This is a genomic window from Bradyrhizobium sp. ORS 375, from assembly GCF_000239775.1.
GTDB lineage: Bacteria > Pseudomonadota > Alphaproteobacteria > Rhizobiales > Xanthobacteraceae > Bradyrhizobium.
Genome location: NZ_CAFI01000214.1, coordinates 1 through 21670, shown reverse-complemented (window position 1 = coordinate 21670; position 21670 = coordinate 1). Strand labels below are relative to the sequence as shown.

The following is a 21670-nucleotide window of genomic DNA, read 5'->3' as shown; positions in this document are numbered from 1 at the left end:
TGCCGGGTGACAACCGGCCGCAATGGGGAACGGCGGACGCAGCTGATTTTGCCGGTTTCTGGCTGCGACATCAACGTATCGGTACGCGCTGACGCCTAACCTGTTCCCGGCATGCATCCGTTTGCGCGCGCGTGGCTGCTGTCTCAGTGACAGCAGCTGCCGCCAGCCGCGCCGGAGGGCGCGTCCGCGCTCAGCACGCTCTTCGCATTGCGCTCCGCCGGAATATCGAAGCCGGCATTGGCGGCGAAGAAGCCGACGGGCTTCAGCATGAAGCCGGCATACTCCACCGGCATGATCGGGAAATCCTCCGGCTTGCACACATGGGTGTGCCCGAACGAGTGCCAGACCACGATGTCCGTGTTCTCGATGTTGCGGTTCTGCGCGATGTAGCGCGGCAGGCCGTCGCCGCCGCCATGCACGTTCGGATAGTCGCCACTGGCATATTTCTCAGCCGGATCATAGGCGGTGACCCAGACATGCCTGGTGGCAAAGCCGCCGCGGCTGCGCACGAAGCTGCCCTCCTGCGCCAGCATCACCGGGCTGGGATTGACAACCAGCTTGTAACCGGGCGCCGCGCCGACCGAGTTTGTCTCATTGGGATTGGAGATCTTCCAGTAGCGCCCGGTCTCGCCATTGGCGAGCCTCGACGCATCGCGCTCGCGCGCGAGCACGCGGCTTGTGGTGTCGAATACATTGCCGTGCGGATTGTCGCGGCCCCAGGGTCGCGGCACGAACTCGTGCTCGGTGACGGTGTTGCCGCCGCCATCGACATCCATGTGCAGGCGCGCATTGAAGAAGTGCTGATGGGTCGGACCACCGAGATTGTCGTCAACCATGCCGCCCCACGGATAGGTCGCGCCGGGTGCGATCGCCGCGGTCTGGATGATGCCCGTCAGCTTGCATTCGAGCTGGATGGTGCCGTCCTGATACAGGTACCAGTAGAATCCGTAGTCGTAGTTGCCGACGGTGGCGAAGAAGCTGATCACGAGCCGGCGCGAGCGCCGCACCTCGAACAGGCCATTGCGGAACTCGTAGTGCTTCCAGAGGATGCCGTAATCCTCCTCATGCATGCAGATCGCGTTCTGCATCACGAACGGCTCGCCCTTGCTGTCCGCGGCGGGCACGTCGAAGTAGTGAATGTTGCCGAGACAGTCGCAGCCGAGCTCCAGCGCATTGGCCAGCATGCCGAGGCCGTACTCGCCGGCGTCGAAGGCCGACTTCCAGAAATGGTTGGCGGTCGGGTCGGCGTAAGGCACGACCATCTCGGTGACGCTGGCGCGATGGATGATCGAGCGGGTGCGGTCGCCGTCCTGATAGGACAGCCGATGCAGCACGAGGCCCTCGCGCGGCGTGAAGCCGACGCGAAAGCTCCATTTCTGCCAGTCGACCTTCCAGCCGTCGACCGTGAAGCTCGGGCCCTGCGGCTGCTCGATGTTGAGCGGCTTGATGCCGCTGCGCGGCGACGTCACCTCATGCGCACCGTAGTTGCGCTTCTTGCGCGGGATCGGGATGACGGGGTCCTCGTCGGTGAGATCGATCACCCTGCCGGCGATCAGATCGACGACGGCGACGACACCCTCGATCGGATGCGCGTAGCCATTGTCCTGCGGATGCTCGCGGAAATAACTGACCGCGCGCACGATGCGCGCGCCGCGCTCGAACGGCAGGTCGAAGAACCCCGACGAGAACGGATCCACCTGCACCAGCTCGATATCCTTGTCGGTCAGGCCGCGCCGCTGCATGGCCTTGCGCCAGCCGGCATCGGCCTTGACCGCGGCCTCGCAGCGGAAGAACTCCTCGAGCATGACAGGCGGCTGGCCGTAGGGAGCCTCGCGGTTCGGCACCACCTTGCGGGCGACGATCTCGCGACGGCCGAGATCGACGACGTGCTCGACCGACTCGCCGCTGGCGATGTCGAGCGACACCACGAAGGCCTTGCGCGGCAGCGCCTGCCCGCTCGCATGCGCGATCAGCTCGGCCTTGGTCGGCTCCTCCAGCCGCACGATCGGGAAGCGGCACGTGTCCGGCGCGGCCGCGCCGGCACGCACCAGATTGCAAGCCGCCGCGATCTCGTCGGAGGTCAGCGGATCGAGCGGATGGCCGACGGAGGTTGAAGCGGCTGAAGCGATATCCTGCACGGGAAGCTCCAAGGGATCACATGGGATGATCAGGAAAGATGCGCCGTGATGGCGCGGAAGCCGGCGAGCCAGCGATGGTCCTGGGCGATGTCCATCGCCTTGCCCTGCGTGGCGAGCTTGACGATCACGGTGTCGCTGACGACGTCGACATAGATCCACTGGCCGTGGATGCCGACCGCGGCGAGGTCGCGCCGCTTGACGTCCACCGTGTACCAGTTGCTGCGATAATTCCCCTTCGGAAACACGAAGGCGAGATCGCCGTCGACCCAGGCCTGGCGGTCGCCGGCATCATGAACGTCGTCGATCCACGCGCCGGGCACGACCTGGCGGCCCTGCACCAGGCCGCGGCAGCGGATCATCTCGCCGAAGCGTGCAAGGTCGCGCGCGGTCGCCGAGATGCCGCCAGCGAACCGCCCTGCTCCCATCGAGTCCAAGGTGATCGAGGCGTCCTCGGCCGCCCCCATCGGCTGCCATAGATAGTCCGACAAGATCTTCGCATAGGGCGCGCCGCAGGCCCGCTCATAGATCCAGCCACAGACATCGGTGTTCGGCGACACGTAGTGAAACAGCTTGCCGTGCGGCTTGCCGCTCGCGCGCAACGTGGTGAGGAAGCCGCGCTGATCGCCGGCCGGCACGCCCGGCGGCGCGACATCCCAGCCGGACGAATGGCGGTAGCGCGTCACGTCGCCATTCGGATCGTCGTAGTCCTCCTCGAAGCGGATGCCGACCTGCATGTCGAGCAGATGCCGGACGGTGCAGCCGTCATAGGCGGTGCCGGCGAGCTCCGGCAGATAGCTCGTGACCTTGTCGGAGGGATCTATCAGGCCGCGCGCCGCGAGCACGCCGCCGAGCGTGCCGCAGATCGACTTGCTCACCGAGCACAGCATGTGCGGCGTGGTCTCGCTCATGCCTTCGCCATACCATTCGGTGAGGATGACGCCGCGATGCATCACGATCAGCGCATCGGCATCGGTCGCCTGCAGGGTCTCGGCGATCGTGGTCGGCTGCCCCTCGGGCGTGGTGAACGCCAGCCCGGTCAGTTCGCGTTGCGCCTCCACCAGCGACGATTGCTGCGCCGCGCGGCGGATCGCGGCGGTCGGCAACAATTCGCGCGCATGGGTGAAGCCCCAGCGGATCGCGGGATAGGTGCGCCAATTGGCCTTCGTGACCTGCGCCTCCGGCGGCGGAGGGCTGCCGCGCATGATGTCGGTCGGTCGCATCGCGTCCTCGCTCGGCACGTTGAATTGAGCGAGACTGCCAATCAGGCGCAGGACAGCGTTATCGAAATCGGGCAAGATCAGCTCGGGGATGTTCGGCTGAGGCCATGGCTCGGCGCGGGCCCGGCGTGCATCTTGCAGCGCGAGCGTCATCGAATTCCGCCGTGATGTCATTGGTTTGACCAGGATGCTGATTTGACCAGGACGCCGCAACTTCCGGCCGATCGTCTGGCCGTCGTGCAGACGAGCAGCACCGACGTCGACGAGCATTGCGCTCAGCTCGGCGGATGGCAGCTGACCTATGACCAGATCAGCGCCGGCGCCTTCCGCGGCAGCTTCAGCCAGCTGTCGCTGGCGCAACTCGACGTGTTTCGCGAGGTCACCAGCCAGCAGGTGCGGCAATACGGCCAGCTCGGGCAGGACTGCTTCGGGCTGGCCGTGCCCTGCGTCGGCGACGGTCCAGTGAATGTGAACGGCAGCGCGATCACGCAGGATGCCCTGATCATCTCGTTCGACGCCGAGGTCGACATGTGCACACCGCGCGGGTTCGAGCTGCGCGGCGTCACCCTGTCGGCGAGCCTCGTCGACGAGATCGCCGCTCAGCTTGGAATCGAGCTGCCACGCGACATGAGACATCGCGTGCGCGCCGTGTCGGCGCCGGCCGCTGCGCTCACCCGCTTTCGCGCCACGCTGACGACGATCGATGCCGAGCTCGCGGCGCGGACGGACCTGCTGAGGAGCGCGACAGCCGGCGCAGCGCTGCAGGACAACCTGCTGCTCGCGATCACGGACCTGCTGCCGGACGCGCGGCCGTGTGACGACAGCCGCAGCGGCGCCGCACGCAAGCGCATCGTCGAGCGGGCCTGCGAACTGATGCTGGCATCGTCGGACCAGCCGGTCTCGTTGCTGGATGTCTGCAAGACCGTCGGCGCGAGCCGCCGCAAGCTCAGCTACTGCTTTCAGGACGTGCTCAACACCAGTCCCCTGACCTATTGGCGCGCGGTGCGCCTCAACCGCGTGCGGCGCGATCTCAAAGCGTCAAGCGATCCGCGCGACGGAATTTACGACATCGCCGTGCGCCACGGCTTCTGGCACTTCAGTCAGTTCTCGCTCGACTACAAGCGCCATTTCGCAGAACTGCCATCCGAAACCCTGCGGCGTGCGCGTATGGACGCCTCTGCGCGGTTGAGGCAAAACTCCTCCCCTCACTGATATCAGCGGCGCTGAGCCGCTGAACCAAGAACGGCGCCAGCGAAGCGCCTGACGATGCGGAGGACGAGATGCTGATCCCGATAGCGGACGTGCCGCGCTGGTACGCCGAGCGCAAACCCAAAGACAGCATCGCGGTCCAGCATGGAACCGACGCGCTGACATGGGAGCAGCTCGAGCGCCGCGCCAATGCGCGCGCCCGCGCCTTCGCCGCCAAGGGCGTCAAGCCCGGCGACTTCGTCGCCATCGGCCTGCCCAATGGCAACGAGCTGTTCGAGACCAGTTTTGCAGTGTGGAAATGTGGCGCGACGCCGACGTCGTTGTCATGGCGGCTGCCGCGTGGCGAAGCCGCTGCGGTGCTCGAAATTCTCAAGCCGTCACTCGTCGTCGGCGGCGAGGCGGATTGGAACGCGCCGAATGCGCTGCCGGCCGGCTTCACGCCGGAGGGATTTTCGGACGAACCGCTCACCGCGCCCGTGTCGCGCTATTGGAAGGCGATGACGTCGGGCGGCTCGACCGGCCGGCCCAAGGTGATCCTCGATCATAATCCCGCCGTGACCGACACGGCTGCGGAGCCACCGCTTGGAATACCGAAGGGCGCGTCGCTGCTCAATCCCGGGCCGCTCTATCACAACGCACCATTCATCGTGTCGCACTACGCGCTGTTCGCCGGCGGCACGCTCACGGGCATGGTGAAGTTCGACGCGGAGGAGACGCTGCGGCTGATCCAGGCGCAGCGCATCCAATGGGTCAATTTCGTGCCGACGATGATGCACAGGATCTGGGCGCTGCCGGAGGCGGTGCGCAACAGCTACGACGTGTCGAGCTTGAAGATCGTCTTCCATATGGCCGCGCCGATGCCGCCATGGCTGAAGGAGAAATGGATCGAGTGGCTCGGTCCTGAGCGCGTGTTTGAGCTCTATGGCGGCACCGAGCGGCAGGGCCGCACCATCATCTCGGGCACCGAATGGCTGCAGCACAAGGGCTCGGTCGGCAAGATCGACGAGTCCTGCAAATTGCGCATCCTCGGCCCCGACGGCAATGACGTCGCGCCGGGCGAAAGCGGCGAGATCTATTTCCTGCCCGCCGATGGCCCCGGCAGCACCTATCACTATCTCGGCGCCGAGCCGAAGCGCCGCGCCGACGGCTGGGAGTCGCTCGGCGACATCGGCCGGCTCGATGCCGACGGCTATCTCTATCTCGGGGACCGTCTCGCCGACATGGTGCTGCGCGGCGGCGCCAACATCTATCCGGCCGAGGTCGAGGCCGCGCTGATGGCGCATCCCGACATCCGCTCCTGCGTCGTCGTCGGCCTGCCCGATCCCGAGCTCGGCCAGCGTGTGCACGCGATCGTCGAGATCGACGAGGCCAAGAACGCTCAGGCAATCGTCGACGGCATGGGGACATTCCTGGCCGACCGGCTCTCGCGCTACAAGCATCCGGAAAGCTATGAGCTGGTCGACACGATGCTGCGCGACGATTCCGGCAAGGTGCGCCGGACCCTGCTGCGCGACGAGCGCGCCGCCTGGATCAAGGATGGCCGTGACTTCCGCCTGGTCCCCTCGCGCGGGCGCGCCGCGGCAGACTGAGGGGACGACAATTTTTCGAACGTTTACGAGGCTGGCATAGACTCCGAAGATGGATAGGAGTGTTCGCGCCATGATCTCACGACGACGGTTTCTGCGCACCGCAGCCACGGCTGCGGCGCTGCCGCTTGCGCGGATCCCGCGGGCGCGAGCCGAACTGCGCACCATCCTCAATGATGCCAGCCGGCTGAACCCGACGCCGGTCGCCAAGCATGTCTTGATCTCCAAGCCGGCGACGGACGACCTGATCGCGCGGCTGCGCGCCGAGCTGAAGGAGGCTGCGGCCGCGAAACGGCCCGTCGCCGCGGCCGTCGCCCGGCATTCGATGGGCGGCCAGAGCCTGCCGCGCGACGGCACCGCCATCACGCTGGACGGCGGCGCAATCGAGCTCGACACCGCGGCACGGACCTATCGCACCGCTGCCGGCAACCGCTGGTGGGACGTGATCGCCACCCTCGACGCCAAGGGCTTCTCGCCGGCGGTGATGCAGTCCAATAGCGATTTCGGCGTCGGCAGCACGTTCAGCGTCAACGCCCATGGCTGGCCGGTGCCCTACGGCCCGTTCGGCTCGACCGTGAAATCCATTCGCATGCTGCTCGCCGACGGCACGCTGGTGCAGTGCTCGCGCACCGAGAATGCCGAGCTGTTCGGCCTGGCGATGGGGGGATACGGATTGTTCGGCATCATCGTCGATCTCGAGGTCGAGATGGTGCCCAACCTGTTGCTCGAGCCGCGATTCGAGCGCATGGCGCCGGAGAAGTTCGCCGAGAAGTTCACGCAGAGCATCGACGGCGATCCCAACGTGAAGATGGCCTATGGCCGGATGTCGGTGTCGCGCAAAGCGTTCTTCGACGATGCGCTGCTCGTCACCTTCCGCCCCGCGCCTGACGCCCCGGCGACCCTGCCGGCCGTGGCGAGCTCGGGCAAGCTGACCGGCGTCGCCAACACCATCTATCGCGCACAGACCGGCTGGGAGGTCGCCAAGGGCCTGCGCTGGTTCATGGAGACGCGGCTCGGCCCCGCCATCTCCGACAGCCGCTACACCCGCAACTCGCTGATGGCCGAGCCGGTCGCCAACCTCGCGCAGAAGGACATGCATCGTACCGACATCCTGCACGAATATTTCGTCGCGCCGGAGCGGTTCGGCGAGTTCCTCACGGCCTGCCGCGACATCATTCCGAAGGCGCGCGCGGAGTTTCTCAACGTCACGCTGCGCTACGTCGCCGAGGACAGGACGCCGGCGCTCACCATCGCTCCCGTCCGCCGCATCGCCGCCGTGATGTCGTTCTCACAGGTCACCTCGCCCGAGGGTGAGATCGATATGCTGCGCACGACCGAAGCGCTGATCGACCGCATCACCGCGATTGGCGGCGCGTTCTATCTGCCCTATCGTCTGCACGCGCGCCGCGACCAGGTCGAAAAGGCCTATCCGGCAGCGGCGCGCTTCGTCGCCGCCAAGCGGCAGTATGATCCGAACCTTCTGTTCCGCAACGCGATGTGGGACGCCTATTTCGCATGACGACGACAACCGACGGCTTCTCATTGGACCGCTATCGCATCGCCGCGCTCGCGCTTGCCGTGGCGCTGCTGTTCGCCGCCGCGACCGACTACATCCCCGCCTTCATCGATGCGCAGGGGCGCGTGTTCGGCCTGTTCCAGCTCGACATCTACAAGGACGCGCTGCACGTCGCCTCCGGCCTGTGGGCATTGGCCGCGATGCTGACACGCCGCAGCGCCATGTTCTTCCTGCGCGTGTTCGGCACGCTGTATTTCCTCGACGGCGTGATGGGCGTGTTCACCGGCTCCGGCTATCTCGACCTCTCCATCATCATCGACGGCATCCGTAACAATTCATGGCTGGTGAAGGTGCTCTCCAGCCTGCCGCATCTCGCCCTCGGCGCTATCGGCATCGCCGTCGGCTGGTCACCTTGGGGCGCGAGGCCCGCGCTGGCATGAGCCTGCGTCGCAAGATTCTCTATCTGGCGGGCGCCGCGCTGGCGGCCGCGGCGGTGGTCATCATCACGACGGTGATCAGCGTCGAGACGGTCTGCACCGCCGACGTGCCGACACCCGCGGTGACGTCGCAGTTCGGCGTCACCGATCCTGGCTATGCACGGTCGCAGGGCGACAGCTTCCTGACCTTCCCCGAGTGGTACATCGTTCATGCCTACAGCGATCTCGCCGGGGTCACCGGGCAGACATCGGAATCCGATTTCCGCTATCTGTCCAGCATCGCCGGGTTCTGGCGCAGCCTGTGCAGGGCCACGCGGCAGGCCGACGGCTCCGGGCCTGCCACCTCCGACCAGAAGCTGACCAACTACATCATCGGCTTCAGCTTCACCGCCGAAATGGCGCTGCAGGGTGCCTATGAGAAGAGCATCGGCGCTCTCACCCAGGAGACGACCGAGGGCGCGAAGACCGCCGAGGACGCCTTCAACCTGGCATTGCTGAAGGACTACGCGGCGTTCCTCTACCAGACCCCCTGGTATCGCTATCCGTTCTGGGCCAAGCTGGAGCAGTTCTGGCGCGACACGCCGTTCGTGCCGTCGGTGCGCTCGGTGGAGCGGCGGTTCTCGCTCAGCCTGCAATATGCCGGGCGCGCCGCCTATGCCGCCGTCATCGGCTACGCCGCCGGCTATGATCCCGCGGTGCTGACGATACAGAGCGTCGTGACCGGCCTCCCGGCTGCCGAGCTGGCGACGATTCCAGGCGTCAAGGTGATCCGAGAGGTGAGCGATGCCAAGGGCGGCAAGGGCATGCTGGTGGAGACCGAGCGCTACGCCAGGTTCGACGCCTTCGCCAGGGAGATCGGGCGCCATCCCGGCGCTGCGCTCGCTGAGGTGGCCGGCAACCATCAGATCCTGGTCACGATCGTCGTCCCGCCCGGCGACGCGCGGCTGGCAGCCTTCGATGGGCTGCCTATATTCAGTATCCCGATCCAGTCCCGTCCCGGCGCGCGCCGCATCGGCGTTGACGTGCCGGTCCGGTCGCTGGTTCAGGACATCGTCCGTTTCGAAGCCGCCGGCTACATCTTCGAGCATGCCTACGATTACTGATCGTCTGCCGTCATCAACAGCCCTGCCCTGGCGGGGAATGCTGGCGGTCGCCTTCATCTGGTTCGCCGGAATGGCGGCGATGGCGCTGGTGATCAGGCCCGAGGCGGTGGTGGTGTTCGGTCCGGCGGACCACATGATCCCCGCGATCATCGCCTCTGATGGAGCCTTGCTGGACGCCGGGCGTTTCCATGTCGCGGCGAGAACCGGAACAGCCACGGTCGGCAGCCTCTATGCCGCCGGCGCCTGGCTGGTCTGGCCGATCATGGGCAAGGAATGCGGACGCTCGTGACGTGCCATCCCCTCCGCGCGATTGCGGTGCCCCAGGAACTGGCGCCGACGGCCAAAGATGTTAAGCTCGCGTTAACGCTGTGGCCGAGACGCGACAATCACGCGACACGAAGCAAGCTTGGTCGAAGTCCTGAGGGCGTCGACAGAGCAGGAGAACGAAATGCCTTCTTTGACCGAATGGAAAGTGCCGTTTGCCTTCCAGCCTCGCGCCGAAGACTATCAATATGATCTCGACCATGCGCTGTCCTCGATCGTGGGCCTGCATTCCATCATTCCGTCGGATGCGTTCAGCGCCGAAACGCTGGGGACCGAGCGCGCCGGCAACGCCGTGGTCATCGACGACGGCCTGGTGCTGACCATCGGCTATCTCATCACCGAGGCCGAATCCGTCTGGCTGCACCTCAATGACGGCCGGGTGGTCGAGGGCCATGTGCTCGGGTTCGATTTCGCCACCGGCTTCGGCCTCGTGCAGGCGCTCGGTCGGCTCGATCTGCCGGCGCTGCCGCTCGGCTCGTCGGCAGCAACCAAGATCGGCGACCAGGTCGTGCTCGGCGGCGCCGGCGGCCGGACGCGCTCGGTGGCGAGCCAGATCATCGCCAAGCAGGAATTCGCCGGCTATTGGGAGTATCTGCTCGACGAAGCCATCTTCACGCATCCGGCACATCCCAATTGGGGCGGCACCGGCCTGCTCTCGCCCAAGGGCGAGCTGATCGGTATCGGCTCGCTGCAGCTCGAGCGTGAGCGCGACAGCAAGGCCGAGCACGTCAACATGGTCGTGCCGATCGACCTGTTGAAGCCGATCCTCGACGATCTCCGCCGCTTCGGCCGTGTCAACAAGCCCGCCCGGCCCTGGCTCGGCATGTTCGCGACCGAGGTCGACGACCGGGTCGTGGTCATCGGCGTCGCCAGCAACGGGCCGGCGGCCCGCGCCGAGCTGAAATCGGGGGACGTCATCCTCGGCATCAATGGCGACAAGGTGACGAGCCAGAGCGAGTTCTATCGCAAGCTCTGGGCGCTCGGCGACGCCGGCGTCGACGTGCCGCTGACCGTGCACCACGAGGGCGTCACCTTTGACGTGACGGTGGCCTCCACCGACCGCGCCAAGCTGTTGAAGGCGCCGCGGCTGCACTGAGCAGCCACGGCCGCCTCTCATACATTGACGTGCCAGGCGGCTGCGACCACCTCATGCAGATGCGCATCGCTCGGCAGCTGTGAGGCGACAGTCGGATCAAATCCCGGATGGGTCTGGGCATAGGTCGCCATCGCCTGAACCAGCTGCGAGACCTGAGTGTCGAGCTCCAGGCCGCCCGCCCTGATCTCCTGCAGTTGATACGAGCCGCCGACGAACCAGTCGGCGACGACGACCTGCTGGTGGGTGCCGATGATGTCGATGTCGAGATCGTTGCCGGATTTGACGAACCAGAAATTGTCCGCCGAATACGCCGAGCCAAAATCCAGCGTGCCGGTCGGCTTCGACATCGATGCGACGCCATTGATGATGACGTCGTTGCCGTCGCCGGGCGCATAGACGTAGGTGGCGCCGACGCCGCCGACCAGGATGTTGTCGCCGCCGCCCCCCTTGAGCACATCGCTGCCCAGGCCGCCGATCAGGAGGTCGTCATTGGCGGTGCCGAACAGCATGTCGTTGCCGCCGCCCGCGATCAGGAGCGCGCCATCGGTGGCCGCAATCGTTGCCCCTGACACCGGATCGATCATCACCGTCGTCGCGGCATCGCTCAGCGCCGCGCTGAGCCAGTCCAGATTATCGGTCTTGCCGCCCCACAACAGGCTGATCGCCGCATCGATCAGCGCGGCATCCTCGCCGTCGACGCTCGCGACGGCATCGATCAGCGCGACCTTGCCGAGGATGTCAACCGCCGATCCAGTCGTCGTTGACGACCACAGATCGGACGACAGATCAGCGACCAGCAGGTTTTTGGTCACGTCCTGATAGAGGATGCCGTGCTCATGGCCGATCACCCCCGGCGTCGTCGAGGTCACCTCATCGTGGTTCTGCGCCAGCAACGCGGAATACTCCACCACGATGTCCGCCAGCGCCTTTTCGACCCCGCCGTCCTTCAGATAGATCGCCGCTGTTGCCGCCGTGACGCTGTTGCCGAGCACACCGCCACCATTGAACAGGGCCTGCACGGCGCTGTTGCCAAAGCCGCTGGCGTCGGTAACCGTCGAATAGGCGATCATGTCCTTCATCTTGTCGGCCGGCGCGCCTTCGCCGCCGGTGCCGGCGGCGGGAATGCCGACCGCCTTGGCGATCGCGTCATCCTCGAGCGGCGCCAGCAGCACGGCTGCTGCCTTCTTCCAGTCCTGCGCATTGTTGTCGCTGGCCCACTGCATCATCGTCAGCAGCGCGATCGAATGCAGCTTGACCGGATCGAGGCCGAGATCGGTGCCCGCGCCGAGCACGGTCTTCTGCTCCGACGCGATGCCGATCGCCGCATGGGCGATGGCCAGCGCACCGGCGACCGGTCCGAGTTGCAGCAGCGCCAGCGGCGCTTCGAGCACCGGCGCCGCGGCCCGCACATATTGCAGCACCTCACCGGACACAGAGACCATGTGAATGTCATTGAATCGATCGACCGGATTGGAGGTCAACGCGCCCCAGAAGCCGTGCAGCTGATCGTAGCGAACCTCGGCTGCGAACTCGAATGGCATCGCGTCATAGGCATAGGCGACCTTGTTGTTCAGCGCCGCGATGTACCCGGCAAGGCCGCCGCCGAGCGAATGGCCGGTCAGCGACACATGCGAGGTCGTCGCCCAGGTCTTGTAGTACGCCTCGGCATCCGGGAATTGCGTCGGCCAGCCGGTCAGCCCGGCGCCGCCCAGCCAGGCCGGCACATCGGCAATGCTGTCCGTGCCGCGATAGGAGATGACCCGCGTCGACGGATCGCCGACGAGCTGATAGGTCGCGGCCTCGAAATTATCCGCTGCGGCGGCCACGGAACCCGCCACCAGCTCGTAGCTGCCGATGCGGTTGAAATTGACCGAGAGCGTCGGGTTGACGCCTCTGTTATAGACGTCCATGGCAAGCACCGCGTTGATCAACGCGGCTGACGGCGAACTGGTCATGATGCGCATCCCCCGTGAGTGCCGGTCGGCAATTTTGACCGCAGCAATGCGCTCCGTTCGGAAACCTCATTGCTGCGCCGTCGGCTTGATGGAGTGCGACATCGCGTCGGATGTTTGTCAATCGCCTTTCGTCCACACGTGTATTTGCGCGCGATGCGCCTGTCGCGCGACCTGAAAAAATCGCGCGCGTTGTCAGCATTTTGTTGTCTCGGATTTTTGCGCGGGCATCTCCACGATTCGCGCAACGAACGCCCGTTCGGAAAATGATCATTGCCCGCGCCGCCGATTTTGCGTTGCATGACGGCGCTCGCCGGCCAGCGGGTGTCCGATTGAACCCGCTCGACCCAGGAGACCTGCATGACTGACGCCGTGGTGGACGACATCCTCATCATGTTGCCGCCGCTGCTGCAGACGCTCGAAGCCCTGTCGTATGTCGCCCGCTATCTGAACCCGCCGGATTTCGATCGCGTGATGGCCGCCATCGGCGATCCCGAGCAGACCCTGCACACGGCGCGGACCCATCTCACCGAATGGCCGGCGGATTTCTCCCACATACGCATCGCCTTCGACACCGCTGCCGACGCCGCGCTGACGTCGTTCGCGGGTCTGCGCGCCGTCCAGGGCGGCCAAGGCGATCTGATCGACGTGTTCCGCGCGCTGCGCCAGCTGCCGCGCGCGCTCGAGGCGCTGTTTCCGCTGGCCGCGACACTGCCGCCGCTCAGCGAGTTCTTCCTGGATCCGGCTGTCGAGAACAATGAGCCCCTGCGTCAGCTGCTCGCAGCGTCGGCGGGGAAAGACGCCGTGTTTCATGACCACAACGAGATTGGCAATCGCGGCGGCTTCTCGCTCTATGTTCCCGAATACTACACGGCCGATCGCGCTTGGCCGCTGGTGATGGCACTCCACGGCGGCAGCGGCAACGGGCGAGACTTCCTGTGGAGCTGGCTGCGCGCCGCACGCAGCGTCGGCGCGATCCTGGTGGCGCCGACCGCGAGCGGTCCGACCTGGGCGCTGATGGGCGAGGACGCCGATACACCGAACCTCCTGCGCATCCTCGATCTCGTCCGCAGCCGTGTTGCCGTCGATCCCGCGCGGATGCTGCTGACCGGCATGAGCGATGGCGGCACCTTCTGCTATGTCAGCGGCCTGGAGCGGAGCTCACCGTTCACGCATCTCGCGCCTGTCGCCGCGACGTTTCATCCATTGATGGCTGAGATCGCCGACCGCGACCGGCTGCGTGGGCTGCCGATCCAGATCGTTCATGGCCAGCTCGACTGGATGTTCCCGGTCGAGATCGCACGGCACACCCAGGACGCGCTGGCGAAAACCGGCGCCAGCGTCGTCTATCGCGAGATTGATGATCTCAGCCATTGCTATCCGCGCGAGGTGAATGTCGACCTCCTGCGCTGGCTGACGAGCTGACGGGCTTGTGCATATCCCGCGCGACATGACCGATCGGTAAGCTCCGCGACGCAATTTCGGCGGATTTTCTCCGCATTGGTTGACGCGCCTTGTTTGATGCTTGGCCAAACAGCGGGGGCGCTGCTCAGGGCGGATCTGATGCCGCCGAAGGATTGCTCATGCCCTCGCCTCTCGCTTCGGCCCGCCCCACCTCCGTGCTGCTCGCCAACGGCGTGGACCGCCTCGAGGTCACGCTCAAGCTCACGACGGCGATCCTGGCGCTCGCCGCAGGCGTCTACACCTATCTCGGCGTCCGCGAGCTGCTCAATGGCAGCCCGACCACCGTGTTCTTCGCTGCCGTCATCTACTCCGTCGCGGTCTCCGTCGGCATCTACGCCTTCTGGGTGTTCATGATGCAGTTCATGCCGCACGTCACCAGCGTCTTGGGACGGTTGCTGATGGGCGGCTGCATGCTGCTGGGGTCGCTGATGATCGTCGCGATGTCGTCGTGGCTGAACGCCTCCGCGCTGGCCGGCGCCGCCGCGATCCAGCAGCATCTCGCGATCACCGTGCAGAACTACACGCGCGATCTCGACCGCGCCAACACCCAGGCGATCGCCGCACAGAGCCTCTTGCCCGATATCCAGCTCGCCTCCTCGCGCTTCGCGAAGCTCGCGGAGGCCGAGCGCGCCGGCTCGCTCACCGGAACATCTGGATCCGGCACGGTCGTTCAGCTGCTGACGCAGATGTCCACCCAGCTCGATAGTCTGGGACAGCAGGTCCAGGAGTCCGGCAAGCGTGTCTCCGGTCTTTATGAGCAGGGCAGCAAGAGCCTCGCCAAGATGCGCGAACTGATCTCCGATCGCGGCCCGATCGCCACCCGCAGCGATGCCTTCGCCACGGAATCGCTGACTCTGATGGGCGTGATCGCCAATCTGCAGCAGACCTCGGTCGCGCCTGCCGTCAAGCGCGCGGCCACCTCGCTCTCCGCAGGCTTCATCGCGCCCGCCGCCGGCGGCCGCAACGGCGACCTCGCCGAGCGGCAGACCGCCGTGGTCGGCAAGGTCGAGGGCGCGATCGCGACGCAGGCGGCGTCGCTCGCGGATGCCGCCGACAAGATCCTGGCGCTGCCGCGGATCGAGCCGACACGGTTCCAGACCTTGTCGCCGGCGGAGGCAGTACTGCGCTATGCTGGGGACTTCATCCCGAGCTGGGCCGGCGCGATCTCGATCGACCTGATGCCGGCGGTGCTGGTCTTGATCCTCTGCGTCGTACATGCCGCGATCCGCCGCGAGGGCCTGCCGGCCGCGAGCGCCTCGAGCCTGACGGCCGCCGATCTCGTCGCGGCCATGCAGGTCGCCCGCGAGGTCGAGGACGCCCGGCGCGCGGCCGAGGCGCGGCCCGCGGTTGCGCCCGCCGACGTACCGCCCGTGCCAGAGGCCGAGCCGCAGCCGGCCGCGGCCAGCGCTGCGGACGAAAACGTCACCTCGCTGTCCTCCGCAAGGATCGGCAAGTAGTCCGGTGGGGTCGGCTGTGAACCAACGTATCCAAGCGTGGCTCGCCGGCAATCCGGACGAGAGCATCCTCCGCTGGGTGTTCCGCACGATCCTCGTCGTCACCGTCGGCGTCCTTGCAGCCGATCTCGTCGAGCTGAACGGCGCGCGCGTCTCTGCGGATGTCGCGTCGCCGCAGCTCGACATCCAGCGCGATCCGCCGGATGGGCCGGCCGATCCATCCGTGCTCGCGCCGCTCTTGAAGCGGCTGATGCCGCTGCCGAAGGGTGATCCCGCGCTTGAGCAGCCGATCAGCCTCGAGCTGCGCGGCGGGGGCCGCCTGTATGCGACGGGCACGATCACGCCCGGCAGCGCGAGCGCCTTCGCCGACGAGATCGAACGCCACGGCGAATACATCAAGACCATCGTGCTGAACTCGCCGGGCGGATCGGTCGCGGATGCACTGGCGATGGGGCGGTTGATCCGCACGCGCAAATTCGCCACCGAGATCGAGGCCGGCAAGACCTGTGCCTCGTCGTGCCCACTGGTCTTCGCCGGGGGCGCCGAACGGCGCGCGGGCGAGCGGGCGATGATCGGCGTGCACCAGATTGCCGCAGTCCGCTCCGCCCAAGCTGCCCGCACCGACAACGACATGAGCCTCGCGCAGAACGTCTCGGCGCGCTGCCAGCGCTATCTGTCGGACATGGGCATCGACCTGAAGGTCTGGGTGCACGCGATGGAGACGCCACATGACCAGCTGTTCACCTTCAAGCCCGACGAGCTGAAATCACTTAATCTGGTCACCTCCATGCCGGAATCGCGTCCTGAAAAACCGCGCAGTTAGTTTGTTGGGTGCCGCTTGAACCTTCCGCCGTAACGGCGGAACCAAGCTTCGACGGCGGCGTTGTCGGCCGTCACACTGGAGAACATGATCATGCGGACGTTGGTGGGAATGATCCTGGGTGCGCTTCTTTTGGGGTTCGGCGTCTACATTCACGATTCGATGCAGACTTCGGAAGTCGCCAACGGGCCGACCGCGCAGTCCCGCCGCACCATTGTCAACTGGGACGTTGCGGCTGACAGCTGGAACTCGCTCAAGACCCGCGCGCATGACGACTGGGTTCGCATCTCGTCGAAATAGCGCGCAGCACTGCTGCTTTCAGGGGCGTCCCGACCTGAGGTCGGGGCGCCCTTTGCTTTGCGCCTTAGTTGGCCGCCGCTAATTCGCCGCCTTGGCCTTGCGCGCGTCGGCGATGACCTGCTCGAACTGCGCCATCGTCAGCACGCCCGGCACCCTGAACTTGCCGACGACGAAGGACGGCGTGCCACGGAAGCGCAGCCCGCGCGCCTGCTTGTCGTTGCGCGCCAGCATTGCGTCGATCGCCTTGGCATTGGCGGAGAGATCACGTCTGGCACGATCCATATCGATGCCGGCCTCGGCAAGCAGCTCGTCGATGCGCGGCTCGGTGAGCTTGGAGCTGACGCCGATCAGCGCGTCATGCGCCTTGGCGTATTTGTCCTGATACTTGCAGGCCAGCGCCATCCGCGCCGCCGTCACCGAGACCGGCCCGAGGATCGGCCATTCCTTCATGACCCAGCGGACCTTGCCGTCATCATGGACGACCTGCTGCAGCTCGGGATCGAGCCTGCGGCAATACGGGCAGTTGTAGTCGAACCATTCGACGATCGCGATGTCGCCCGACATATTGCCGAGCACGGGCGCATCGGGATCGCGCAGCACCGAGGCTTCGTCGGGCTCATCGGCCTCCTGGGCGCGGCTCGGGCGCGACAAAACAGAAAGCGCGGCGCCGGCGCCAAGCAGCGAAAGAAGTTCGCGTCGGCTGCTCGCCGGGAGGATCGTGTTCGATGGGCTGCGCGTCACGACAATTAGCTCCAGATGTGCAGCAGGCTGCGCGTCAGCATGTACAGCGCCACCGCCGCGATCACGACCGAAAATACCACGTTCAACGCGCCGCGCCGCTCGGAGAGATGGCGCGCCAGACGCGTGCCGGCAAGGCCTCCAGCGATTCCCCCCGCGATGAACAGGCCGGCAAGGTCCCAGGCCACCAGCCCGGACCAGCCATAGCTCGCGGCGGTGGTGAGCCCGAACGTGGTCACGGCGACCAGCGAGGAGCTCACCGCATTCATGATCGGCATGCCCGTGGCCGCCATCAGCGCCGGCACGATCAGGAAGCCGCCGCCGATGCCGAAGAAGCCGGACAGCGTGCCGGTGGCGAGGCCGAAGCCGATGATGGCCGGCACGTTGGCCATGCTCATCTTGACGTCCGGCACGCCGACACGCGCCCGCGTCTTCAGCATCAGCATGGCGATCACCATCATGACCAGCGCGAACAGCGCCAGCAACTTCTGGCCGTCGACCATTTTGCCGAGCAGCGAGCCTGTGAAGGCGCCGACGATGCCGGCCGCCGCGAACAATGCCGCGATCGGCCAGATGACGGTGCCGCCGCGCGCGTGGTTCGCGAGATTGACCGCCGCGTTGGTCGCGACCGCGATCGCGCTGGAGCCGATCGCGATGTGCGGCTCGGGGACGCCGACCACATAGACCATCAGCGGCACCGCCAGCACCGATCCGCCGCCGCCGACCAGGCCGAGCGAGAACCCGACCAGTCCGCCGCAGAGCACGCTAAGAATACCTTGTGTCACAGTCATCATGGCGGCAGAGGTTCATTTCCGGACAATGAAGGCAAGCCCCAAAATCACCGGATCAGCAGCGTGACGGCGAGCGGAACGAGAAACGACGTCACCAGCGCATTCAGGCTCATGGCGATGCCGGAGAAGGTTCCGGCCAGCGGATCGACCTGGAAGGCGCGGGCGGTGCCGATGCCGTGCGCGGCGAGGCCGGCGGCAAATCCCCTGGCACGGAAATCGGTGATGCCGGTGCGGTTCATCAGCGGCGTCACGATGACCGCGCCGATGATGCCGGTCAGCACCACCGCCACGGCCGTCAGCGACGGATCGGCGTGCAGCGACTCGCTGATGCCCATGGCGACGCCGGCCGTGACCGATTTCGGCGCCAGCGACAGCACCACGTCGCGCGGCAGCCCGAAGGCTTCGGCGAGCATCACCACCGAAACGATGGCGGTGATCGAGCCGAGCACCAGCGCCGCCAGCATCGGCACGATCGCCTGCAGCACGGTCCAGCGGTTCTGGTACAGCGGCACGGCGAGCGCCACGGTGGCCGGGCCGAGCAGGAAGTGCACGAATTGGGCCCCGGCGAAATAGGTCGTGTAGGGCGTACCGGTCAGCAGCAGAAACGCGGCGACGATCCACATCGCGTGCAGCACCGGATTGGCCAGGGGATGCCGGCGGGTGCGCAGCGAGAGCGCGTCGGTGACGGCGTAGACCACCAGCGTCACAGTGAGCCACAGCAGCGGCGATTGCGCCAGATAGACCCAGAGCGAGAACGGGCTGGCGCTCATGACGGCTCCCGCTTGCGCGCCACGAGCCGGCTGGTCACAACGAAGGCGGCCACCGTCACCAGAAGCGTCACGACGACCGAGAGCACCAGCACGGCGGCGATGGCGAGGCCGTGCGCGGCGACCAGATCGAGCTTCTGCACGACGCCGACCCCGGCGGGCACGAACAGCAGCGACAGATTGGCGAGCAGCACCCGGCTGACGCCCTCGATGCTCCCCGTGCCGTCACCCGCGAGCGGGCCGACTGCCAAGGCGCGGATCTTGTCGCGCAACAGCAGCAGGACCAGCAGCAGCACGAGGCCGAGCACCGGACCGGGCAGCGGCAGCGCCAGGCCGCGGACGACAACCTCGCCGACCAGCTGGCAGAGCAGGATGAGGCCAAGGCTTGCAATCATAGGCTTGCGATCATGGCTGAGTGTCTCGATCAGGTCAGCGCGGATTGCGAGCCAATGGCCTCATGGTGGAACGGCGACGGCCGGATCACTGCGATTCGGCCGCCACCTCGTCATGCGATCACGCCGCTCAGGCGGCACCCTTCAGCTTCTTGGTGCATTCGCTGTAGTAGCCGCCGCCCTTCTGGATCCACTTCAGGCCGCCATTGGCGTTGGTCGCCTTGTTGGCGTTGTACTGGTCGACGCAGGTGTGCATGCGCGCCTCGCCGGGCTTCTCCTTGGCGTATTTCGGATCGACCGCATTCGGATACACGGCCGGACCGCTCGGCGCCGCGGCCGGAGCGGCTTCCTTGGCGGCGGATTTCGTTTCCTTGGCCGGCTTGGTCTCGGCGGCGGGTGCTGCCGGAGCGGCAGCCGGCGCGGCCGCGGCGGCGTCGCTACCGCATTGAGCCTTGCGGAAGTCGTTCCACTTCTGGCCGTTCAGCGTGCCGGCGTCCTTGGCCTGCTTGTACTTGGCGCTGCATTCCTGCGCCGTCAGCGCCTGCGCCGGCGCGGTGGCGAATGCTGCGAGGCCGAGCACGGCCAGCGCAGCGAGTGACGAAGCCGTCAATGATTTTGCCTGAAAACTCATCCCAGATCTCCCTGTGGAGCATGTTGAATGGGGCGGTAATTCTAGCGAGCCGCCGTCGGCCGACAAAGCAGGCGCGAGCGTGGCGTCGCGAAAATATAATTTGCGTCGCGTGGCGATCCGGCTCATTCCATTCATACCGCATTCAGCATCGCCGGCCATCGCGCCGGGCCTTTCGATCGAGGATTGAGCATGAGATTCACTGCCCGCGCGGCCGCAGCGGCCGCCACCGCCACCCTGTTGGCCGCGGGCCCCGCCTTCTCGCAACCCGGATTGACCCTGCCGGCCCGGCCCGATGCCGCCACCGACAAGTTCTCGACCTTGGACAAGCCCGCACGCCGGGCGATCTCGGTGGCCTGCTCGAAGGAGGCCGACGAGCAGGGCCTCAAGTTCAAGGCGCGCGCCAAATTCCGCTCTGCCTGCAAGCGCGACAAGGCGGCTGCGGCCACGCCGGCGCCGGCCGCCGCATCGCCGGCGACGCCCGACAAGCCGAAATGATCGGCCGCGCATGGCGCCTGCGCGGCACCGCGAATTGTTTGCTTAACCGGCTTTTGGCATAAGGCGCCGTGCGCCAGATCATCTCCTCCCTCCCCTTCGACCTGCCGAGCCGCGCCAAGACCCTGAGCGCGCTCGAGACGCTCGCGCTCGGCACCGCCGGCGGGCTCGTTTTCCTGTTCGCCCATCTGCCGGGCGGTTTGATCTCCGGCGCAATGATCGCGACCGCGATCGCCGCCATTGCCGGCCGTCCGCTGGCGATGCCGCCGATCCTGACCCAGACCGTGCTGCTGCTGCTCGGCATCTCGATCGGCGCGATCGTTTCGCGCGAGCTGATCACCCATGTCAGCGCCTATCCCCTGACGATCGCGCTGCTCGCGCTCGCGACGTTCTGCTCGACCTTCGGCTCCAGCCTTTATCTGCAGCGCGTCCATGGCTGGGACCGCACCTCGGCGCTGCTCGCCGGCAGTCCCGGCGCGCTGTCGCAGATCACGATGCTCGCGGTCGAGCGCGGCGCCGACCTGCCGGCGATCGCCGTGGTGCAGACCTTGCGCGTGATCATCCTGACCGCGGCGCTGCCGCTGGTGCTGGCGATCGCCGGCGTCGCGCCGGCCGCGCCGGTGTCGCTCGACCAGAGCGTCGCCTCGCCGCTCGGCCTGCTCGCGCTGCTGGTGGCCTCGCTGGGCGCGGCTGTCCTGATGCAGCTGATCAAGTTTCCGGCGAGCTGGCTGTTCGGCGCGATGGTCGCCAGCGGCGTCCTGCACGGCACCGGCCTGGTCGAAGGCGGCCTGCCCGAGTGGATGCGCGGCGTGGCGCTGGTCGGCATCGGCGCCCTGATCGGCAGCCGCTTCGCGCGGATGCGGGTGAAGACCCTGATCGGCCATCTCAGGGCGGCGCTCGGCTCGTTCGCAATCGCGGTGGCGATCTCGGCGCTGTTCGTCACCGTGATCGTGCTGACGACGCATGTGCGCTTCTCCGACACCATCGTCGCCTTCGCGCCCGGCGCGATGGACGCGATGATGGCGCTGGCGCTGACCTTGCACATCGACCCGATCTTCGTCGGCGCGCATCATCTCTCGCGCTTCGTCTTCGTCACCATCGCCACACCCGGCATCGTCCATCTGTTCGGACGGCCGCAGGAGGATGTCGACGATTAGCTGCCGCTCGCCGTGATCGTTGCGCCGCGTCGCGCTCAGCCGGCGCGGCATCCCTGGTCCCCACCTCTCCCACAGGGAGAGGTCGG

Annotated in this window: 21 protein-coding genes; 13 read left to right on the top strand and 8 right to left on the bottom strand. The window is 66.5% G+C overall.

Going from position 1 to position 21670, the window contains the following annotated elements; all coding sequences use genetic code 11:
* Positions 1-143: 143 nt before the first annotated feature.
* Both BRAO375_RS18135 and BRAO375_RS18130 read right to left on the bottom strand, forming a co-directional pair.
* Positions 144-2150 (bottom strand): primary-amine oxidase, encoded by a 2007-nt coding sequence (locus tag BRAO375_RS18135; protein WP_009028918.1) that lies wholly within the window; start codon positions 2148-2150, stop codon positions 144-146.
* Between the two features lie 17 nt (positions 2151-2167).
* The gene (locus tag BRAO375_RS18130) at positions 2168-3358 is read right to left on the bottom strand and encodes a serine hydrolase domain-containing protein (RefSeq protein ID WP_009028917.1); all 1191 of its coding nucleotides are present in this window, start codon (positions 3356-3358) and stop codon (positions 2168-2170) included.
* A 192-nt stretch (positions 3359-3550) separates the two neighbouring features.
* On the opposite strand from BRAO375_RS18130, the gene BRAO375_RS18125 reads away from it, so the two are divergent.
* From BRAO375_RS18125 to BRAO375_RS18095, 7 genes are all read left to right on the top strand, one after another.
* Positions 3551-4567, top strand: a complete 1017-nt coding sequence (locus BRAO375_RS18125; protein WP_009028916.1) for a helix-turn-helix domain-containing protein — start codon at positions 3551-3553, stop codon at positions 4565-4567.
* Positions 4568-4635: 68 nt separating this feature from the next.
* Positions 4636-6153, top strand: a complete 1518-nt coding sequence (locus BRAO375_RS18120) for an AMP-binding protein (protein WP_009028915.1) — start codon at positions 4636-4638, stop codon at positions 6151-6153.
* A 70-nt stretch (positions 6154-6223) separates the two neighbouring features.
* The gene (locus BRAO375_RS18115) at positions 6224-7669 is read left to right on the top strand and encodes an FAD-binding oxidoreductase (protein ID WP_009028914.1); all 1446 of its coding nucleotides are present in this window, start codon (positions 6224-6226) and stop codon (positions 7667-7669) included.
* On the top strand, positions 7666-8106 hold the full coding sequence (locus tag BRAO375_RS18110) for a DUF4383 domain-containing protein (protein ID WP_009028913.1): 441 nt from the start codon (positions 7666-7668) through the stop codon (positions 8104-8106). Before BRAO375_RS18115 ends, BRAO375_RS18110 begins: the two co-directional genes overlap by 4 nt.
* The gene (locus BRAO375_RS18105) at positions 8103-9206 is read left to right on the top strand and encodes a hypothetical protein (protein ID WP_009028912.1); all 1104 of its coding nucleotides are present in this window, start codon (positions 8103-8105) and stop codon (positions 9204-9206) included. The genes BRAO375_RS18110 and BRAO375_RS18105 overlap by 4 nt, the downstream gene beginning before the upstream one ends.
* Positions 9190-9495, top strand: coding sequence for a hypothetical protein (locus tag BRAO375_RS18100; RefSeq protein ID WP_009028911.1), 306 nt, complete (start codon positions 9190-9192; stop codon positions 9493-9495). Before BRAO375_RS18105 ends, BRAO375_RS18100 begins: the two co-directional genes overlap by 17 nt.
* Positions 9496-9654: 159 nt before the next feature.
* Positions 9655-10626 (top strand): S1C family serine protease, encoded by a 972-nt coding sequence (locus BRAO375_RS18095; RefSeq protein WP_009028910.1) that lies wholly within the window; start codon positions 9655-9657, stop codon positions 10624-10626.
* A 17-nt stretch (positions 10627-10643) separates the two neighbouring features.
* On the opposite strand, the gene BRAO375_RS18090 is transcribed toward BRAO375_RS18095, so the two are convergent.
* A complete protein-coding gene (locus tag BRAO375_RS18090; protein WP_009028909.1) occupies positions 10644-12581 on the bottom strand; it encodes a Tle-like phospholipase domain-containing protein in 1938 nt (645 codons plus the stop codon).
* A gap of 357 nt (positions 12582-12938) precedes the next feature.
* Here BRAO375_RS18090 and BRAO375_RS18085 point away from each other — a divergent pair, with 357 nt between their 5' ends.
* From BRAO375_RS18085 to BRAO375_RS18070, 4 genes are all read left to right on the top strand, one after another.
* On the top strand, positions 12939-14003 hold the full coding sequence (locus BRAO375_RS18085) for an alpha/beta hydrolase (RefSeq protein WP_009028908.1): 1065 nt from the start codon (positions 12939-12941) through the stop codon (positions 14001-14003).
* 158 nt (positions 14004-14161) lie between these two features.
* On the top strand, positions 14162-15499 hold the full coding sequence (locus BRAO375_RS18080) for a hypothetical protein (protein WP_035640928.1): 1338 nt from the start codon (positions 14162-14164) through the stop codon (positions 15497-15499).
* Between the two features lie 4 nt (positions 15500-15503).
* A complete protein-coding gene (locus tag BRAO375_RS18075; protein WP_009028906.1) occupies positions 15504-16319 on the top strand; it encodes a COG3904 family protein in 816 nt (271 codons plus the stop codon).
* 90 nt (positions 16320-16409) lie between these two features.
* The gene (locus BRAO375_RS18070; RefSeq protein WP_009028905.1) at positions 16410-16616 is read left to right on the top strand and encodes a hypothetical protein; all 207 of its coding nucleotides are present in this window, start codon (positions 16410-16412) and stop codon (positions 16614-16616) included.
* A gap of 78 nt (positions 16617-16694) precedes the next feature.
* On the opposite strand, the gene BRAO375_RS18065 is transcribed toward BRAO375_RS18070, so the two are convergent.
* From BRAO375_RS18065 to BRAO375_RS18045, 5 genes are all read right to left on the bottom strand, one after another.
* Positions 16695-17357, bottom strand: coding sequence for a DsbA family protein (locus BRAO375_RS18065; protein WP_201767539.1), 663 nt, complete (start codon positions 17355-17357; stop codon positions 16695-16697).
* A 5-nt stretch (positions 17358-17362) separates the two neighbouring features.
* Positions 17363-18148: a sulfite exporter TauE/SafE family protein gene (locus BRAO375_RS18060; protein ID WP_035640926.1), complete on the bottom strand. Its 786-nt coding sequence runs from the start codon at positions 18146-18148 to the stop codon at positions 17363-17365.
* Positions 18149-18192: 44 nt separating this feature from the next.
* Positions 18193-18915, bottom strand: a complete 723-nt coding sequence (locus tag BRAO375_RS18055; RefSeq protein WP_009028902.1) for an LrgB family protein — start codon at positions 18913-18915, stop codon at positions 18193-18195.
* On the bottom strand, positions 18912-19307 hold the full coding sequence (locus BRAO375_RS18050; RefSeq protein ID WP_009028901.1) for a CidA/LrgA family protein: 396 nt from the start codon (positions 19305-19307) through the stop codon (positions 18912-18914). Before BRAO375_RS18050 ends, BRAO375_RS18055 begins: the two co-directional genes overlap by 4 nt.
* Positions 19308-19434: 127 nt before the next feature.
* Positions 19435-19935: a hypothetical protein gene (locus BRAO375_RS18045; RefSeq protein ID WP_035640924.1), complete on the bottom strand. Its 501-nt coding sequence runs from the start codon at positions 19933-19935 to the stop codon at positions 19435-19437.
* A gap of 189 nt (positions 19936-20124) precedes the next feature.
* On the opposite strand from BRAO375_RS18045, the gene BRAO375_RS18040 reads away from it, so the two are divergent.
* Positions 20125-20430, top strand: a complete 306-nt coding sequence (locus BRAO375_RS18040) for a hypothetical protein (protein WP_035640920.1) — start codon at positions 20125-20127, stop codon at positions 20428-20430.
* A gap of 68 nt (positions 20431-20498) precedes the next feature.
* The gene (locus BRAO375_RS18035) at positions 20499-21584 is read left to right on the top strand and encodes an AbrB family transcriptional regulator (protein ID WP_009028898.1); all 1086 of its coding nucleotides are present in this window, start codon (positions 20499-20501) and stop codon (positions 21582-21584) included.
* The last annotated feature ends 86 nt before the right edge of the window (positions 21585-21670 follow it).

Coding starts and splice junctions, on each gene's coding strand:
- BRAO375_RS18130 (WP_009028917.1), bottom strand. CDS start 3,358: ATGCGACCGACCGACATCATGCGCGGCAGCCCTCCGCCGCCGGAGGCG.
- BRAO375_RS18120 (WP_009028915.1), top strand. CDS start 4,636: ATGCTGATCCCGATAGCGGACGTGCCGCGCTGGTACGCCGAGCGCAAA.
- BRAO375_RS18115 (WP_009028914.1), top strand. CDS start 6,224: ATGATCTCACGACGACGGTTTCTGCGCACCGCAGCCACGGCTGCGGCG.
- BRAO375_RS18110 (WP_009028913.1), top strand. CDS start 7,666: ATGACGACGACAACCGACGGCTTCTCATTGGACCGCTATCGCATCGCC.
- BRAO375_RS18105 (WP_009028912.1), top strand. CDS start 8,103: ATGAGCCTGCGTCGCAAGATTCTCTATCTGGCGGGCGCCGCGCTGGCG.
- BRAO375_RS18100 (WP_009028911.1), top strand. CDS start 9,190: ATGCCTACGATTACTGATCGTCTGCCGTCATCAACAGCCCTGCCCTGG.
- BRAO375_RS18095 (WP_009028910.1), top strand. CDS start 9,655: ATGCCTTCTTTGACCGAATGGAAAGTGCCGTTTGCCTTCCAGCCTCGC.
- BRAO375_RS18090 (WP_009028909.1), bottom strand. CDS start 12,581: ATGACCAGTTCGCCGTCAGCCGCGTTGATCAACGCGGTGCTTGCCATG.
- BRAO375_RS18085 (WP_009028908.1), top strand. CDS start 12,939: ATGACTGACGCCGTGGTGGACGACATCCTCATCATGTTGCCGCCGCTG.
- BRAO375_RS18080 (WP_035640928.1), top strand. CDS start 14,162: ATGCCCTCGCCTCTCGCTTCGGCCCGCCCCACCTCCGTGCTGCTCGCC.
- BRAO375_RS18070 (WP_009028905.1), top strand. CDS start 16,410: ATGCGGACGTTGGTGGGAATGATCCTGGGTGCGCTTCTTTTGGGGTTC.
- BRAO375_RS18060 (WP_035640926.1), bottom strand. CDS start 18,148: ATGATGACTGTGACACAAGGTATTCTTAGCGTGCTCTGCGGCGGACTG.
- BRAO375_RS18055 (WP_009028902.1), bottom strand. CDS start 18,915: ATGAGCGCCAGCCCGTTCTCGCTCTGGGTCTATCTGGCGCAATCGCCG.
- BRAO375_RS18050 (WP_009028901.1), bottom strand. CDS start 19,307: ATGATTGCAAGCCTTGGCCTCATCCTGCTCTGCCAGCTGGTCGGCGAG.
- BRAO375_RS18045 (WP_035640924.1), bottom strand. CDS start 19,935: ATGAGTTTTCAGGCAAAATCATTGACGGCTTCGTCACTCGCTGCGCTG.
- BRAO375_RS18040 (WP_035640920.1), top strand. CDS start 20,125: ATGAGATTCACTGCCCGCGCGGCCGCAGCGGCCGCCACCGCCACCCTG.